At 41.6% G+C, this 16,725-nt stretch carries 18 protein-coding genes; 13 read left to right on the forward strand and 5 right to left on the reverse strand.

Going from position 1 to position 16,725, the window contains the following annotated elements; genetic code table 11:
* Positions 1-4 precede the first annotated feature (4 nt).
* The 4 genes from NK987_RS14705 to NK987_RS14720 all read left to right on the forward strand — a co-directional run bounded on the left by NK987_RS14705 (position 5) and on the right by NK987_RS14720 (position 2,189).
* Positions 5-157 carry a lmo0937 family membrane protein gene (locus NK987_RS14705; protein ID WP_157370057.1) on the forward strand — a complete coding sequence of 51 codons (153 nt, stop codon included), beginning with the start codon at positions 5-7 and terminating at the stop codon, positions 155-157.
* A 116-nt stretch (positions 158-273) separates the two neighbouring features.
* Positions 274-1,413: a 5-(carboxyamino)imidazole ribonucleotide synthase gene (locus NK987_RS14710; protein ID WP_259264458.1), complete on the forward strand. Its 1,140-nt coding sequence runs from the start codon at positions 274-276 to the stop codon at positions 1,411-1,413.
* 3 nt (positions 1,414-1,416) lie between these two features.
* The gene (gene purE / locus NK987_RS14715; RefSeq protein WP_259264459.1) at positions 1,417-1,923 is read left to right on the forward strand and encodes a 5-(carboxyamino)imidazole ribonucleotide mutase; all 507 of its coding nucleotides are present in this window, start codon (positions 1,417-1,419) and stop codon (positions 1,921-1,923) included.
* A gap of 116 nt (positions 1,924-2,039) precedes the next feature.
* Entirely contained in the window at positions 2,040-2,189 is a 150-nt protein-coding gene (locus tag NK987_RS14720; RefSeq protein ID WP_259264460.1) for a hypothetical protein, read from the forward strand.
* Here the strand turns inward: NK987_RS14720 and NK987_RS14725 are convergent.
* Positions 2,186-2,656, reverse strand: a complete 471-nt coding sequence (locus NK987_RS14725) for a hypothetical protein (protein WP_338021203.1) — start codon at positions 2,654-2,656, stop codon at positions 2,186-2,188. The genes NK987_RS14720 and NK987_RS14725 overlap by 4 nt on opposite strands.
* Before the next feature lie 87 nt (positions 2,657-2,743).
* On the reverse strand, positions 2,744-3,100 hold the full coding sequence (locus NK987_RS14730; protein WP_259264461.1) for a DUF3127 domain-containing protein: 357 nt from the start codon (positions 3,098-3,100) through the stop codon (positions 2,744-2,746).
* A gap of 410 nt (positions 3,101-3,510) precedes the next feature.
* On the opposite strand from NK987_RS14730, the gene NK987_RS14735 reads away from it, so the two are divergent.
* Complete coding sequence (locus NK987_RS14735; protein ID WP_113926049.1) at positions 3,511-4,113, forward strand: RNA polymerase sigma factor; 603 nt, start codon at positions 3,511-3,513, stop codon at positions 4,111-4,113.
* Positions 4,088-4,321 (forward strand): hypothetical protein, encoded by a 234-nt coding sequence (locus NK987_RS14740; RefSeq protein ID WP_259264462.1) that lies wholly within the window; start codon positions 4,088-4,090, stop codon positions 4,319-4,321. The genes NK987_RS14735 and NK987_RS14740 overlap by 26 nt, the downstream gene beginning before the upstream one ends.
* Before the next feature lie 88 nt (positions 4,322-4,409).
* Here the strand turns inward: NK987_RS14740 and NK987_RS14745 are convergent, their stop codons facing one another.
* Both NK987_RS14745 and NK987_RS14750 read right to left on the reverse strand, forming a co-directional pair.
* On the reverse strand, positions 4,410-4,727 hold the full coding sequence (locus tag NK987_RS14745; protein WP_259264463.1) for a TfoX/Sxy family protein: 318 nt from the start codon (positions 4,725-4,727) through the stop codon (positions 4,410-4,412).
* Between the two features lie 55 nt (positions 4,728-4,782).
* The gene (locus tag NK987_RS14750) at positions 4,783-5,658 is read right to left on the reverse strand and encodes an alpha/beta hydrolase (RefSeq protein WP_259264464.1); all 876 of its coding nucleotides are present in this window, start codon (positions 5,656-5,658) and stop codon (positions 4,783-4,785) included.
* A gap of 232 nt (positions 5,659-5,890) precedes the next feature.
* Between NK987_RS14750 and nth the strand changes: the two genes are divergently transcribed.
* The 3 genes from nth to NK987_RS14765 are packed head-to-tail and all read left to right on the forward strand — an operon-like array spanning position 5,891 to position 9,585.
* The gene (nth, locus tag NK987_RS14755) at positions 5,891-6,577 is read left to right on the forward strand and encodes an endonuclease III (RefSeq protein ID WP_259264465.1); all 687 of its coding nucleotides are present in this window, start codon (positions 5,891-5,893) and stop codon (positions 6,575-6,577) included.
* Complete coding sequence (asnB, locus tag NK987_RS14760) at positions 6,578-8,365, forward strand: asparagine synthase (glutamine-hydrolyzing) (protein WP_259264466.1); 1,788 nt, start codon at positions 6,578-6,580, stop codon at positions 8,363-8,365. It abuts the gene before it with no gap.
* Positions 8,362-9,585: a glycosyltransferase family 4 protein gene (locus NK987_RS14765; RefSeq protein ID WP_259264467.1), complete on the forward strand. Its 1,224-nt coding sequence runs from the start codon at positions 8,362-8,364 to the stop codon at positions 9,583-9,585. Before asnB ends, NK987_RS14765 begins: the two co-directional genes overlap by 4 nt.
* On the opposite strand, the gene gldB is transcribed toward NK987_RS14765, so the two are convergent.
* Positions 9,554-10,558 carry a gliding motility lipoprotein GldB gene (gene gldB, locus NK987_RS14770; RefSeq protein ID WP_259264468.1) on the reverse strand — a complete coding sequence of 335 codons (1,005 nt, stop codon included), beginning with the start codon at positions 10,556-10,558 and terminating at the stop codon, positions 9,554-9,556. The genes NK987_RS14765 and gldB overlap by 32 nt on opposite strands.
* 225 nt (positions 10,559-10,783) lie before the next feature.
* Between gldB and NK987_RS14775 the strand changes: the two genes are divergently transcribed.
* The 4 genes from NK987_RS14775 (at position 10,784) to NK987_RS14790 (ending at position 16,708) form a co-directional block, all read left to right on the forward strand.
* Positions 10,784-11,731 carry a fasciclin domain-containing protein gene (locus NK987_RS14775; protein ID WP_258424102.1) on the forward strand — a complete coding sequence of 316 codons (948 nt, stop codon included), beginning with the start codon at positions 10,784-10,786 and terminating at the stop codon, positions 11,729-11,731.
* Positions 11,732-11,853: 122 nt separating this feature from the next.
* On the forward strand, positions 11,854-12,858 hold the full coding sequence (locus NK987_RS14780) for a radical SAM/SPASM domain-containing protein (RefSeq protein ID WP_259264469.1): 1,005 nt from the start codon (positions 11,854-11,856) through the stop codon (positions 12,856-12,858).
* Between the two features lie 144 nt (positions 12,859-13,002).
* Complete coding sequence (locus NK987_RS14785) at positions 13,003-15,636, forward strand: SLBB domain-containing protein (protein WP_420841185.1); 2,634 nt, start codon at positions 13,003-13,005, stop codon at positions 15,634-15,636.
* A gap of 4 nt (positions 15,637-15,640) precedes the next feature.
* On the forward strand, positions 15,641-16,708 hold the full coding sequence (locus NK987_RS14790; RefSeq protein WP_259264470.1) for a GumC domain-containing protein: 1,068 nt from the start codon (positions 15,641-15,643) through the stop codon (positions 16,706-16,708).
* Positions 16,709-16,725: the final 17 nt, after the last annotated feature.

Consider the following 16,725-nt stretch of genomic DNA (forward strand, 5'->3'; position numbering starts at 1 on the left):
AGCCATGAGTTCTCTATTGTATTTGATTGCTGTGATTTTGATCATTGGATGGATCTTCGGATTCTTTGTGTACAGTGCTGGAGGATTGATCCACATTCTGCTTGTTTTGGCTGTTGTTGCAATTCTTCTGAGATTAATTGGAGGAAGGTCAGTTTAACCTAATATTTAATTCAAACCATATGAGCCCCTTTACAGGGGCTTTTTCAATTTTGAATATTCTGATTTCGGATACCCGCATTTTTAACTTATTTTTGGACTTTCAACAGTCCGTACGTGCAACAGAATTATCAGCAAAAAACTTTGGGGATTTTAGGTGGAGGACAACTTGGCCGCATGGTCATCCAATCTGCCATCAGCTATAATATCGATATCCATATCTTGGATCCTGATCCAAATGCCCCTTGCAAATCTATTTGTCAGAAATTTGTAAATGGCAGCCTCAATGATTTTGATACGGTGTATGCTTTCGGTCAAGAATGCGACATCATCACAATAGAGATCGAAAACGTGAATACCGAAGCTCTTCAAAAATTGGTGGATGAGGGCAAAGATGTTTTTCCGCAACCCCATATCATCAAAATGATTCAAGATAAAAGGTTGCAAAAACAGTTTTACAAAGAAAAAGGAATACCAACAGCTGATTTTATCTTGACTGAAGACAAGGCGGATGTGATCAGAAATGCTTCTTTTCTTCCTGCCGTTAACAAACTTGGGAGAGAAGGCTACGATGGTCGAGGCGTGCAGATCCTCAGGGAAAAAAGTGATCTTGAAAGGGCTTTTGAAGCTCCGGGATTATTGGAAAAGTTGATTGACTTTGAAAAGGAAATAGCAGTGATAGTCGCCAAAAATCCGAATGGTGAAACCAAAGCATTTCCAGTGGTGGAATGTGCTTTTCACCCGACCGCTAATCTTGTTGAGTTTCTCTTTTCTCCTGCGCAGGTCAGTGATGATATTGAACAAAAAGCACAACAGATAGCCATTCAGGTTATCGAAGAATTGGGAATGATCGGGATATTGGCAGTGGAGATGTTTGTCACCAAATCCGGAGAAATCCTTGTCAATGAAATAGCGCCTCGCCCTCATAACAGCGGGCACCATACGATTGAAGCAAATTTTACTTCACAGTTTGAGCAACATTTCCGTGCTGTCATGGGTATGCCCTTGGGCAATACAGATACCCGATGCCCTGCCGCCATGGTCAATCTGCTTGGGGAAGAAGGATATACAGGCGATGCTTATGTGGAAGGAATGGACGAGGCCTTGTCCCAAAAAGGCGTCTATGTACATCTTTACGGCAAAAAAACGACCAAGCCTTTTAGAAAAATGGGCCACGTCACCATCCTTGACAATGAGGTTGAAAAATTGAAAAAAAGAGCTTTGCATATAAAAGAAATGATCAAAGTAAAAGCCTAACATATGAAAATTCAGGTAGGGATAATTATGGGAAGCAAGTCCGACTTGCCCATCATGTCGGAAGCGGCATTGGTATTGGAAGAGCTTGGAGTTGGGTATGAACTAACCGTGGTGTCGGCCCATAGAACTCCTGACAGAATGGTAGATTATGGCAAAAGTGCAAAAGACAGAGGGCTCAAAGTCATCATCGCAGGTGCAGGAGGTGCCGCCCACTTGCCGGGCATGGTAGCCTCACTGACCACTTTGCCGGTGATAGGTGTTCCTGTCAAATCCTCCAATTCCATAGATGGATGGGACAGCATCCTTTCTATACTTCAAATGCCGGCTGGAATTCCTGTAGCCACGGTTGCATTAAATGGTGGTAGAAATGCCGGAATATTGGCAGCTTCCATGATCGGGGCCTTTTCGGAAGAAATTTCCAAGAACCTTTTGGCTTTCAAAGAGTCGTTAAAAGAAAAAGTAGAAAAATCAGCTGAAGAAATTGAAACCAAAGGTTGGAAGCTTACGTAAAAACTATTGGCTTATAAATTAAAGTTTACTAGTTTGATTGAAAGAGCGGGTTTATGTAAGCCCGCTTTTTTGTTTTTTACTTGTTGAATAATCCCTTATCTGTCAGTCAATTTAACATGAATCTCAAGAGAATTATACACTTCAAAATAGGCTCAGAACAATGGGAAATGCCCCTCGGGGTAATGCTTTTGGTCGGTGCTATCACTTTGATCCTGATGGTTGGCGGGGCTTATTTAGGTTTCAGATTTGGACAAAGTCTCCATTAGTCAACAAAAAGTCCCCAGCCATCATCATATTTATCAGCAGAATCAAATCCCTTTACCCATTCTTTGAACATTTTTTTGAATTCTTCAATAGCATCGCGTAGAAGTTGTAAATGTTCTTCGGCATGTGTTCCCTCCAAAGCCAATTGGTAAGTCATGGAATTAAGGCTTCGCGCGTGGATTTTCATAATAGTGGCATTCTCCATTTTTAGGATAAAATCATTGACACCTTCTGCACCGGAAAATTTGGCCGGTATAATCATGGCACTTTCCATCATAAGACTTCCATACAGTTCAGCCCTTGCCTCGTCAAGAGAACCCACTAAGGCACTCGTCAGCTTGTAAATCTCCATTCCCTTGATTTTGAGGGGATGGTTATTGATCCTGTCCTTTTCTTTCTGGAACTCTTCCTCATCACTTTCATCCCAAGAATCATTTTCATCATCGTCTTCCCACATGGTATTATGCATTAATTTTTTAAATTATAACCAAAAAAAATTTGTCCCAAACTTCGGCTTTGAGACAAATTATATGTGATGCAATAAAATAGATAACCTTTAAAATGGCAAGACGTCGTCTCCGCTTTCATCGGCAAAAGTAGTGACATCAGGGATTGATTTTGTAGCAGATGATTCTTTGGCTTTCTGTGCACCACCCTTTTCCACTTTCCACACTTTGACATCCGTATACCACCTGCCATTGTATTCCCTGCTTTCGAGGTCTACAGAGGCAGTGACTTCGTCACCGACTTTGAGGGCAAACTGATCAATGTTGTCTCCCCATATGACCACGCACACTTTCTTTGGGTATTGTCCTGGTTGTTCTACGATATATTCTCTTTTTCTCCAAGTTCCTTTGGCGGAGGACCCGCTTGCCTCGGGCATAATTTGAACTACTTTTCCGATTATTTCCATAAATTTTGTTAGTATTGAAAACCGAAGTTAATAAATTTCGATAGGTAAAAACAGCTTTCGCCCTGAACTGCATCCTTAATTTCTTTCATTTTTTGGATTTTTTTCAAAATCAGGCTTGGGTTTTGCAACATTATACTAAACCTCGGAGTATATGCGTTTAAGAAATATCCATACAAGAGAATTTTTTGATGATCACCTGCTCAAAATCCAAATTAAATTTCAGTTTTTTGATGATAAAGTGCAAATAGTTTGATATTGACTGATTTTTGTGAAATTATTAAATAAAAAAAATCCTGTATCTATTGCATCAAACAAAGTGATTCTTTACATTTGATTACAATATTTTAATTGTTTCACCCTCTAATATATACTATGGCATAAACCTCTACGTTATTTTAAAGTCAATTTGTATGAATGAAAGGACAAGTCCTAAAGATGCCGAGTTGATCGCGCAGTACAGAAGTGGAAGCGAGGCAGCATTTGAAAAGTTAGTAAATAAATACAAATCGAGGGTTTATACCACCATTTACCTGATAGTCAAAGACCAAGGCGTCGCCGAAGATTTGCTTCAGGATGTATTTGTAAAAGTGGTTCATACCCTAAGTGCTGACGGTTATAACGAAGAGGGAAAATTTCAGCCATGGTTGATGCGCATCGCGCATAATCTCGCAATTGATTTCTTCAGAAAAAGGAAGCGTTATCCCACCATCGTGATGGAAGATGGGATGGATGTCTTCAATACGCTGAGATTTGCTGAGGAAACCATCGAAGATGTCAAAGTCAAGGAAGATACCGTGGAGTTGGTAAGAAGACTGATCGATGAACTTCCCGAATCCCAAAAACAGGTGCTCATTATGAGGCACTATATGGATTTGAGTTTTCAGGAAATCGCAGAACAGACAGGTGTCAGTATCAATACGGCGCTTGGAAGGATGCGGTATGCATTGATAAACATGAGGAAAAAACTAAAACAATTAAACGTTGCCTATGACAAAATCTTTTACCCCAAATGACCTGTTAAGATATATCTATCAGGAAATGAGTGAGGGTGAAAATGAGTTGGTTGTGCAGGCCCTGCGCAGTGATGATCACTTGATGCAGGACTATTTAGACATGCTGAGCGCGCTTGACCAATTGAATCAACTCATTCTTACACCTTCGGAAAAAGTAGTAAAGAGCATTCTTCGGAAAGCCAATTCTACCGGTCTCGAAAAAGTCTAAACCTATCGAACAGAAAAAAGGTAACCTGAAGGCGAAAAGCTTTCAGGTTTTTTTTATGTATTTGATTTATTATTCGAGGTAAAGATTATTACTTTTTTGGTTTTGGATCAGGTAATTCCTTCAAGGACATCCTGACCAATTGACTTAACCATTCTCCATCTTCGATTTTGTCTTCAATTAGAAAACTTGGTTTTGCTCCTTTATAGGGGGGAGCTTCAACAATATTTCCGATGAATTCTCGTCCGGATTCTGTTGGTTTTATGAAAAGTCTATTGTCGCAAATTAGTCCGAATAATTTCCCATCGGCATAAACCCCATATTCTCCAAACATTTTTTTGGCAGAGATTTCACCTGCATTTTTGATTTGGTCGATGACGAAGTCTACAAATTTTTGATCGGAAGGCATTTCTTTTTCAATAGATAATTAAATATAAAGTTTTTAACTCAGTTTTTCATCAACCTCAGTCCAAAACCCCATCCAAAAACACCTGCGCTTTCCCAATCAATTCTTGATTGGTCGCCGGAGTGAAGCCGTGTCCCTGCCCTTGAATATATTCCACCATGTGTGGGACATTCTTGGCAACCAAGGCGTCTTCTAGAATTTCACTTTGAGAAATGGGGACGACGGTGTCGATATTCCCATGAAAAAAGACCGTCGGGACGGAATTGGGCGTGACGAATCCCAAAGGGCTTGAATCGGCATAGATCGCCGGTTTGGTAGTAGGATTTCCTCCAAGCAAATTGTCAAAGAGCAGTTGGGTAAATAGGTTGAAACCGTAGAAACTGACAAGTTCTGTAGGCGGAAAGAAGGCCACAACAGCTTTGACCAGACCATTTTGGTTGTTTTTGTAGCTGTGCAACAATGCCAAATGTCCTCCGGCACTTCCTCCGGCAAGGATGATTTCATCGCTGACATCCCATGTCGACAATTGGGATTGGATGTAAGCAATAGCATTTTTGATGTCTTCTTCTTGGGAAGGAAATTTGTTTGCGCCGGTCGATATGTTGAAAAGCCTGTAATTGACCGCAACATAAGCATAGTCGTCTTGCACGGCTTCCAGCCAGGGTTTGAACTGAACAAACTCATCTTTGGTGCCATCTACCCATCCGCCACCGTGGATCCACACAAAAACCTTGGTACTGCCTGTACTTCTGTTTGCCGGCAAAAAGACATCCATCACCTGCCTTTCATTGGTACCATATGAGGTGTTCAACAGTTCCGCAGCAACTTCTGGATTTAATTCCGGTTGCGGGTCATTCTTTTCGACGCAGGAAAAGAGTATAAAAATCCCTAAAAAAAGACTGCCGGCAAATCTCAAAACTGAACTCCTTACCATAATTTTTTATTTATTTGATCTGTGAAACAACGAAAGTAAGGATTACTTGTTGTAAAAATGGGGATATGGTTATTAAGTTAATGGTTATTGGTAATGTCCGATTTAGAATTCTAAAATGTAAATCACACTATTTGGCGATTCAAAAAATCATTTAATATCCAGTATCTACCAATATCTATTTTCAATATCCACGAGTATCTATTATCCAAATTTTCAAATCCTTTAATATTCCATGCTTAGAAAGGAAAGATACGCCGCAGTCATAGACCATTTTGCCCAACATATGCCGATAGCTGAGACAGAACTCGTCTTCGAGAATCCCTATCAGCTTTTGGTTTCTGTGGTCCTAAGTGCGCAGTGCACCGACAAGCGAGTCAACATGACCACACCCGCGATATTCAGAGATTTTCCTACTCCGGCGCATTTGGCTGCTACTGATTTTGAAACGCTATTTCCCTATATCCGGAGCATTTCTTACCCTAACAATAAGACCAAACACCTAATAGGATTGGGAAAAATGCTGACAGAAGAATTTGGCGGAGAGGTTCCTTCCACTGTGGAGGAACTTGTAAAGCTTCCCGGTGTAGGCCGCAAAACTGCCAATGTCATCACCTCTGTAGTTTGGAACCAACCCAATATGGCTGTTGACACGCATGTTTTCAGGGTTTCTAAGCGGTTGGGTTTGGTCAATCAAAATGCAAAGACGCCGCTAGAAGTGGAAAAACAGTTGATCAAAAATATCCCAAAGAAATACGTCCACATTGCCCATCATTGGTTGATTTTGCATGGCCGATATGTTTGCCTGGCGAAAAGTCCCAAATGTCTGGAGTGCAATATTACCCATCTTTGCAGGTATTTTGAAAAGAACAAAGAGGCCATCCTGAACAAAGACGCTATACCCCCCAAAAGGAAAAAATAAATGTGTGGAATCCATGTACTCATCCAACCTGAATCCGATGGCCTTGCCGCCATCCAAAAGATGATGCATGCCACCGAACACCGTGGGGCGGATTTTTCGGATTTCTGCAAAGTAGAAGAGAATATTTTTTTTGCGGCCAACAGGTTAAAAATCCAGGATCTTAGCGATGCCTCCAACCAACCGCATTGGTCCGAAGACCGATCGGCGGTGCTGGTCTTCAATGGGGAACTCTACAACCATCTTGAATTGAAAGAAATCCTTGTCAATCAGGGATACCATTTGGATACAGGTTCAGATTCTATCGTCTTGTTACATTGGCTGAAGGCTTTTGGCAAAGAAGGAATCCAACAACTCAAAGGCATGTTTGCATTTGTCTTCGCTGATCTGGGCAAAAAGGAGATTTTGGTCAGCCGGGATATTTCGGGAGAGAAACCTCTATATTTTCACCAAAAAGGAAATTCCTGGATATTTTCCTCAGAGACCAAAGGGATTTTGGCAGGAATGAAAAACAAACCCAAAATCGACAAAACCCAATTTCTGCCTTTTTTCTACTACAGGCATAGCATACCTGACAGGTCATTTTTTGAAGAGGTGAGGCAGGTCTTGCCGGGAGAAATTATCATTCTGGATTTGGATGGGCATATTATCCAAAGAGAAAAAATGGTTTTGGAACCAGACCAAAAACATGAAACCTCTCAAAATAAATTTGAAGAAATACTCAAAGAAGCTGTTTCTAAAAGTTTTTCTGCTGAAAGGCCTGTCGGAATGGTGCTCAGCGGTGGTGCAGACAGCAGTCTTCTATATGCAGTTGCGTATGAACTCACCGGGCAAAAATTACCAACCTACACAGTGGCTTTGGAAAGTAGGCTACAAGGCAAATACAGTGACCCCCATTTTGTCAGGATTTTTAACCAACAATATCCTTCCGAAAACAGAGAAATCCGGGTGAATAAAGCATCGGTCATGGAAAATTGGGATGCCTACATCCAATCCATGGACCAACCTATCGGAGACAGCGCAGGGTTTTTGACCTGGTTGGTAGCCAAGGAGGCCAAAGAAGAAGTCAAAGTTCTGATCTCAGGTGCGGGTGCGGATGAACTTTTTGCCGGATACAACAGGCATAGGGCGTTCAGACATTACCTGAACCATTCCACATTGTTGAGGCAGATTGCCACCTTTTCAGATTTCCCATTTCCCGGGTATCTGAAAAAATTGCTACAAAGTATCTCCAAAAATCCTGAAGACACTTTTATCCAAATGGCCGCTGTCGAGAAAATCCCCGAGGCATATTTAGGTTTTTTCAGACCTTGGTATCCCAAAAGCGAATTTGGTTTCAAGAATGCTTTGGATTGGGACAGGACTTTCTACTTGGTCAATGACATTTTGAAAATCCATGACAATGCCTGCATGGCTCATGGCATTGAAGGCCGTGCACCTTATTTATATTCTGAGTTACTGGAATTTGCTCTTTCTCAGACAGAGGAAGAATTATTGAAAAGAAAAGGAAAAGTTTTTATCAAGGAATCATTGAGGAAACGTGGCCTGGGGCAGATTGCAGACCGGAAGAAACTGGGATTTGGTTTGCCCCTGCAGGAATGGATGGAGGAAAATGATTTTAGGGAATGGGTTTTTGGACCCATCCGACAGCTATCAAAAGACTGGGGGGAATGTTTTCCCCCCGAAATGCTTAAATTTGTAGCGCAGCCAGAAATGGCAGAAAAGAGACATTTCCTATTGGTTTGGAACATGTTTATCCTTTCAGGTTGGCTGAGTAAGTTTTCGAAATGAAGATCATTTATATCCATCAGTATTTTGTCACGCCTTCTCAGGGAGGGGGAACCCGCTCATACCACTTGGCCAAAGGCATAGTAGAGGCGGGTATCGAGGTGGAGATGATTACATCGCACTCTGAAAACTATTATGATTTCAAGCTTATTGACGGGATCAAGGTACACTACCTTCCCGTGTCCTACCGTCAGGAATATGGGTTTTTGAAGAGGATTTGGGCATTTTCCGCTTTTGTGGACCAGGTAAAAAAGCTTCTGCTCAAATTGCCGCGACCTGATTTCTTATACATTACCTCGACTCCTTTGACCACCGGATGGATTGGGTTGTGGGCCAAAAAGAAGCTGGCAATACCTTTCTTTTTTGAAGTAAGGGATCTTTGGCCAGATGCCCCGATTCAGGTAGGCGTCATCCAAAATCCTGTTTTGAAAAAAATTCTCTACAGCCTCGAATCCAAGATTTACAGGCATGCTTTAAAGGTGATAGCCCTTTCTCCCGGCATCGCCAATTCCATCCGGGAAAAGTGTGACACCTGCAAAATCCACCTGATACCCAATTTTGCAGACACTGATTTTTTCCATCCGATGGAGAAAAAGGAATCATTTCTCCAAAAATTTGGCCTCAAACCGACCTTTACTATCGCCTACGCAGGCGCTATCGGTCAGGTCAATGCTGTCGATGAAATGCTGATTTTGGCCAAAAAGGCACAAGATAAAGGAAGGGATTACCAGTTTGCCGTAATGGGAAAAGGCGCCAAGTCTGAAGATTTGCTACGCAAGGCAAAGAACTTGGGACTTCACAATTTTTTCTATTTCCCATTTGGAAGCAAGGAAGAAGTCCGTCAGCTTTTGGCGGTTTCGGACTTAGCAATGGTCACTTTTGCCCACCTTCCGGTACTGAAAACAAACAGTCCCAATAAGTTTTTTGATGCCCTGGCAGCAGGAAAGGGAATCATCGTCAACCATAAAGGATGGGTGTACCAATTGGTAAAAGAGTATAATTTGGGAATTTATTTCAATTTTGAAAATCCCGAAGATGCTTTTGAAAAGTTGGAAAAAATGGCTTCAAATCCGAAACTGATTCAGGAAACCCAAAAAAATTCCCGTCAATTGGCAGAAAAGTATTTTTCAAAAGAAATTGCCATTCAACGATTATTGGCTCTAATCAATCCTGATAAATTCGGTAAGGATTTCAGGGACGAGGTTTATATCCTGACAGCTTAAAGATTTTTTCTGTGTCGGATTCCTCCATCAATTGCCTCAGCTGGACATCATTGTTGAACTGGTAGTCATCCACAATATTCCATCCAAGCCATCTTCCGACACGTCCCGGAGCGTCAGGACTGATTTCGACAGTGGATGGGGCTTCACCCGTATATTTTCTGATTTCAAAGGGATTGGTTTCGAATAGCAGGTCATTTTCCACAAAATAAGACCAAATCAAAACCTCATTGTCGAAGCAGGCAGCAACTTCTTCACTGGAGTAGCCTATAATATACTCATCAGGGGTGCAGGGCAAGATGGCTTTTGTAAAATGGTAAGCTTTGCCGTAATAAATCATTTCGGCTACCAAAGAATTTTGCTTCAGGTCAGTTTTGTTGTACACAGAAGAAATCGCCGTCACGATCATCGGGACAATGTACTTTGCCTCGTACCTTTTTGCGATATATTCAGGCAAGTCAGGTGCCTGAAAGCGATGGTCGGCCGGAAGAAAATAATCCAATCCGATCACGATCATTTCCTCATCGATATACAAGTCTGAACTGAAACCACTGACAAAAGTGTAAACCTTTGGTACTTTAAACTCCGGAAAATAATGTTTGATGTATTTGAAGGCGTTTGTAAGGTCTGTTTCCAAACCCTTGATGTCAGGGTAGTGAATCATCACTTCGTCAAAAAGTTCACGCATCAGGGTATCCTGATGGGTTGCGAGAAGTTCGGCAGCCAATTGTTCTTTGGAAGGATAGGTATCTGCCAATAAATATTTTTCTGCGAAATAGGGATGGTTTTCAAACAAATAAGAGAATTCCTCAGCCTTTGATGCCGAAAAGAAATCCCTTTCAAGCCTGACGATGTTCAGACCGATATCGGCTTTCAGGATATCTTCATCTAACTGGCATTCCTCCTTTTCTTTTTTGCAGGAAGTAAAAAGTGTGATTAGGATCAGAAATGCAGTAGAAAGGATTCGATTTTTCATAAGAATGGCATGCAGAAATAGAATTTGGCCAAATCTACAAGGAATCTTAAAATTATTGATTGATTTTTTGGTAAAGTCAAAACTGACAAAATTTATGAAATGAGTTTTTAGTCACAAAAATCTTATGTTCATACACAAAAACAAGCCGAAAGTATTAATTAAGATAACATTCATTGAATTGAGTGGTTTTGAGGATACTTAATTAACACTTAACCAACAAAATCTATGAAAACTATCAGATCAAAATGGTCTTTATTGACCTTATCCATGGTGTTTTTGACACTTGTGCTTTTTTCCTCCTGCAATGAGGAGGAGACACCTACCCCAGATCCAAATATTGTGGAGGTAGCTTCTGCAAATAACAATTTTTCTACCCTTGTGACTGCTGTACAGACTGCAGGTTTGGTACCTACCCTTTCGGGAACGGGTCCATTCACGGTATTTGCACCTACAAATGAGGCCTTCAACAGGTTTTTAACTGAGAATGGATTGACTGCTGATCAACTTTTGGCTTCCGATGGACTTAGTGAGACATTAACATATCACGTCGTGGGAGCATCTGTCCCTTCCACTTCGGTCACTGCAGGCAAAGTGACGACAGTTTCCGGTGATCCTTTTTATGTAAGTATCGCGCCAAACAACGAAATTTGGATCAACGGAAATACAAAAATCACCGCAACCGATGTGCCGGCTTCCAATGGCATCATTCACGTTTTGGACAATGTGATTACCCCACCGACACAGAATATTGCTGAAATTGCAATCGCTTCTACTACTGCCGCACAACCTGAGTTTACGCAATTGGTAGCAGCGTTAGTAAGGGCAAATCTTGCCGGAGCATTTCAAGGTGGATTTGACGATGATTTTACAGTTTTTGCGCCTACAGATGCAGCTTTCCAAGATCTCTACACTACTTTGGGGGTAGCAGGAGTAGATCAGATTCCATTGGAAACTTTGACAGCAGTATTGCAATACCATGTAGTACCAGCAAGGGCTTTCTCTCAGGATTTGAGACAAGGTGCTTCTTTGCCGACTTTATTGACCGGACAAAACCTGACTGTTAATCTTTCTGATTTGAAAATCAATGACTCCGGACTTGTTGCAGCTGCTTTGAACATTCACGCTACCAATGGTGTAATCCATGTAATCGATAAGGTATTATTGCCGGAATAATTGCTGCAAATTATCTGTTCCGGTTATAAATTTGTAGGATCCATTCAGAATTAAAACTCATAGAAGTGCCGGGAAAAACTGGCACTTTTTTTTTACTGGGTATTTTTTGATTATTTCAATCTGTGGAAAACAAACTTCTATTGGGAAGAGCTTTAATGAAATACATGAGTTTCAAAAAACTCAGCAATTACATCATGCTTTTTACCTCATACCATGTAAGCCGAATTACCGGCAAACCTAGAATATGGGGTTTCCCGACCACACTTTCCATTGAACCGACCACTAGTTGTAACCTCCGATGCCCCGAATGCCCAAGTGGACTAAGGAGTTTTTCGAGACCAACAGGAATGATAGAAGAGCGGCTGTTTCAGACCATCATTGATCAATCCAAGGATTACCTGACTTACCTCCATATTTATTTTCAGGGGGAACCCTTTCTTCATCCCGGATTTTTGAAGATGGTTTCTTATGCGGACAAAAATCGGGTTTTCACTTCCACATCTACCAATGCCCACTATTTAAGTGAAAAAAATGTAGCAGCCATTTTTGACTCAGGCTTAAAGCAGCTGATCGTTTCTATGGATGGTATTACCCAGGAAATCTATGAAGATTATAGGATCGGAGGCAATCTGGAAAAGGTGAAAAAAGGTCTTTGCTTGTTACTCGAAAAAAGAAAAGAATCTAATCTGCTTTTCCCAAGGATTGTGCTTCAATTCCTAGTGACCGGAAAAAATGAACATCAGATTCCGGCTTTGAAGGAATGGGCCAAAGAAGTCGGAGTGGATGAATTACAACTCAAGACTACCCAAATCTATGATTTTGAAAACGGGTCACCTTTAATTCCAACCGACCATCGGTATTCCCGCTATCTTCCAAAAGGTGATGGGACATGGAAACTCAAAAAGCAAATCGAAAACAAATGTTGGAGGATGTGGCAAGGGGCTGTATTTACTTGGGATGGCAGGATGTTGCCTTGTTGTTTTGATAAAGATGGTCAACATGTAATGGGAAAAATTGAAAATAAAGGGATTAAGGAAATCTGGAGGAATGAAAATTATGCGGGATTCCGCAGACAATTGTTGGAAGACAGATCCCAAATCGACATCTGCAAAAACTGTACAGAGTAATTGCCATAGGCCTAATTTAATTGCCATGATATTTCTTTACTGCATGGAATAGTTATCTTTACGCAGATTTTACCCTGTTTAATATAGAATACACCCTGGGTTTATACGATGTATTTTAGCATCTATGACCAAGTAGCCAATCAGATGACACACCAATTCCTCATGTATTTTCAGAAAAGATTATATTTAAAAAAAGCTTTAGGGTTATTTTTCATTGCGGTTGCACTGCTTTTTACTGTTCCAAGTGTCGTCCAAGCCCAATCCATGGCTGACCTCAGCAGCATCAAAGTTGATGACCTTTCTGATGCACAGATCCAGGAACTTATCCGCAGGGCCAATGAAGCCGGTCTGACGGAGTTTGAGCTGATCCAAATGGCAAGACTTCGAGGTGTGTCAGAGGTGGAATTGGAAAAACTGCGTGGAAGAATTGAGAAAATGGAATTTTCCGGTTCAGGAGGAAGGCCAGGTGCCACCCCATCCAAAAGGGAACCTAGGAGACAAAATGATCTCAATGAAATTACCGAAGGACTGTTTAAAGAGCAGGATGATCTTGGGATTTTCTCTGAAGAACCCTCTCCGTACTTCGGTGGGGATATCTTTTACAACAAAAAGAGGAGACTGAGTTTTGAACCAAATCTCAATGTCGCAACGCCAAAGAATTATGTCCTTGGACCAGGTGACCTTATATATATAGATGTGTATGGACAATCCGAAAAATATTATGAAGCTACCATAAGTTCTGATGGGTTTATTCTTTTGGACAACGTGGGGCCGGTGGGCCTTTCAGGCAAATCAATAGAGGACGCTGCCATTATCATCAAAAACCGGCTTTCCAATTTTTATACCGGAATGACAGGCCCCAATCCCAATACTTTTATGCAGGTAACCCTTGGGAATGTCAGGACAATCAAAGTACACCTGGTAGGGGAAGTGAGGTTGCCGGGAACATTTACACTTAGCGCTTTTTCCACGGTATTCAATGCATTGTATGCTGCCGGTGGACCTAATGACAACGGTACAATGCGGAAAGTGAAAATTGTAAGGGATGGTAAAATTGTCTCTACCGTTGATATTTATGATTTTTTGGTCAATGGAAACGCCAATTTAAACTTCCAGTTGAAAGATCAGGATGTAGTCATGGTAGATCCTTTTTTGTCAAGAGTCAGCGTTTTGGGTGAAGTAAAGAGACCCAAAATATTTGAGGTGAAAGAAGGCGAGACCTTTGAAGATTTATTGAAATATGCAGGTGGATTCACGGACCTGGCTTTCAAGGACCGTGTCAATGTCATCAGAATTACGGGAAAAGAAAAAGCTGTATCAGATATATTCAATGAACAGTTTTCAATTTTCACCGTCAAAGGTGGAGATGAATATACAGTTGGCAAAGTTTTGAACCGATTTGCAAACAGGGTGCAGATCAAAGGTGCAGTTTTTAGAGAGGGTAACTTCTCACTTACAGAGGGGCTAACCCTTTCGCAACTGATCAAGAATGCTGACGGTATCCGGGGAGAGGCTTACCTCGAAAGGGCGAGTATTTTGAGAACATTTGATGACCTCACTACCTCAGTGATTTCTGTCAATCTTCGTGGAATCCTAGAAGGTACCACGCCTGACATTCCACTTAAAAGAGAAGACGTTGTCCGGATTTCCAGTATTTATGATATTCAGGAGGAATTTTATGTGCAGGTGACCGGAGAGGTTAAAAATCCCGGTACTTATCCATTTTCAAAACAAATGACTGCTGAAGACTTAATTATTTTGGCAGGAGGCTTGCGAGAATCCGCCAATGTAAATGATGTCGAAATCGCCCGAAGGTCTGCTACAGCAGAGTCAGGGACTTTTTCAGAATTAATTCCCATCAAAATCAACATAGGCTTGGATATTCAGGAAAATCCTGTCATTCTTCAGCCTTATGACAATGTAGTAGTCAGGAGAAAGCCGAATTTTACGCTTAATAAACAGGTACAGATAGAAGGTCAGGTGAATTCGCCGGGTATATTTTCAGTTCAGTCGGCTGAAGAAAGAATTTCTGATGTCATCAATAGGGCAGGGGGATTGACACCCTATGCCTATACCAAGGGCGCTACTTTGATCCGAAGGACGGAGTTTTTTGATACAGAATCTGAGCAACTCAGAAGACAGAGAAACCTCCAAGACCTACAGCAGAAACTACAACGGGATCCCAACAATACTGAAGCACAGGAATTGCTGTTGCAGCGATTATTTCTCGAAATCGGGAATGTGGACCTCGGTACTTCGGAAGGAGCCATTGCTGCCCAATCCAAAAAAGAGGCCATCACCGGAATTTCAGAAACCAAAGCTGACCTTGCACCGCTCAGGATAAGGCAGACTGAGGCAGTTGCCATTGACCTGGAGGAAATTCTTAAAAACCCGGGTTCTGACAAGGATCTTATTCTCGAAGAAGGAGATGTCATCTCTATACCGAGACAATTACAAACAGTGAGACTAAGAGGCGATGTGGTCTATCCTGCGACAGTAAGGTTTGAGAAGGAAAAGGGAACAAAATTCTATATCAACAGGGCAGGGGGTTTTGATATCCGGGCCAACAGAAAAAGAACATATGTGGTTTATGCCAATGGTGAAGTGGCGCGGACCAAGAGCTTTTTGGGACTCAGATCTTATCCTGCCGTGGCTCCCGGTGCCGAAGTGATCGTGCCTACCAAAGGACCTAGAGTTCCGGTCAGGCCCGGCGAAATCGTAGGAATAGCAACCGCCCTTGCGACCCTTGCATTGGTAATCACCCAACTCACTCCTTGATAATATGAATGGACAGCAACATATTTTGGATGATAAGATTACATTAAAAGAAGTAATTCTCAATGTTCGTGGGTGGATATCTTTCTTCCTTGGACAATGGAAATTTTTCCTTTTGGCAGCAACAGTCGGGATTGTATTGGGAGCCTTGGTATCTTTCTTCAAGAAGCCGGTTTATCATGCAGAGACGACTTTTGTTTTGGAAGAATCAGATATGGGCGGTATGGGGCAGGTTTCAGGGCTTGCCTCATTGCTCGGGATCAATTTGGGATCAATGAGCGGTCCTTCAGGGATTTTTCAGGGCGAAAATATCATGGAGCTCTACAAATCTGATAACATGTTGGGCAAAACACTCCTAAGCCCCTTTGATGAAAATACCCTTCTGATAGATAGATTTATTGAATTCAATGAACTTGACAAAAAATGGAAAAGTAAAGTAGATTTGGCAAGCCTCAATTTTTCCATTCCTAGGGAAAACTTTTCGGTGACCCAAGATTCCGTGGTCAAAGAAATATCCAAGCTAATCCGGGAAAAACATCTGGTGGTGGAAAAACCCAACCGCAAATTGAGCATCATCTATGTTACTATCAATTCTAAAGATGAAGCTTTTGCCAAGGTCTTCAATGAATCCATGGTAGAAAGGGTAAATAATTTTTACCTCGAAACTAAGACCAAAAAAACTGCGGAAAACCTGACCATCCTGCAAACCCAAGCTGACAGCGTCAGGGCAGTATTGGATGAAAATCTCATGGAATACGCAAATATGGCTGACAGGATTCCCTTTCCAAATGCACTCATCCAGACTGCTACCGTGGATAGCCGCAAAAAACAAGTGGACATTCAGGCGGCCTCAGCGGTTTTTGCTGAGATTACCAAAAACCTCGAAATCGCCAAAGTCAACCACCGCAACAATTCCCCTTTGATACAGATCATAGATTCCCCGAGATTCCCGCTCAAAAGCACAAGAATCAAGATTCTGAAGGGAACCGTTTTCGGGGCGGCTATGATGGTCTTTGTGGCGATGGTTTTCTTATATTTCAGAAGATTATACCGCCTTCATATCGAAGAAAGTTGAATTTCCATCATGTTATG

This window comes from Aquiflexum gelatinilyticum (assembly GCF_024813435.1).
In the GTDB taxonomy this organism is placed as follows: domain Bacteria; phylum Bacteroidota; class Bacteroidia; order Cytophagales; family Cyclobacteriaceae; genus Cognataquiflexum; species Cognataquiflexum gelatinilyticum.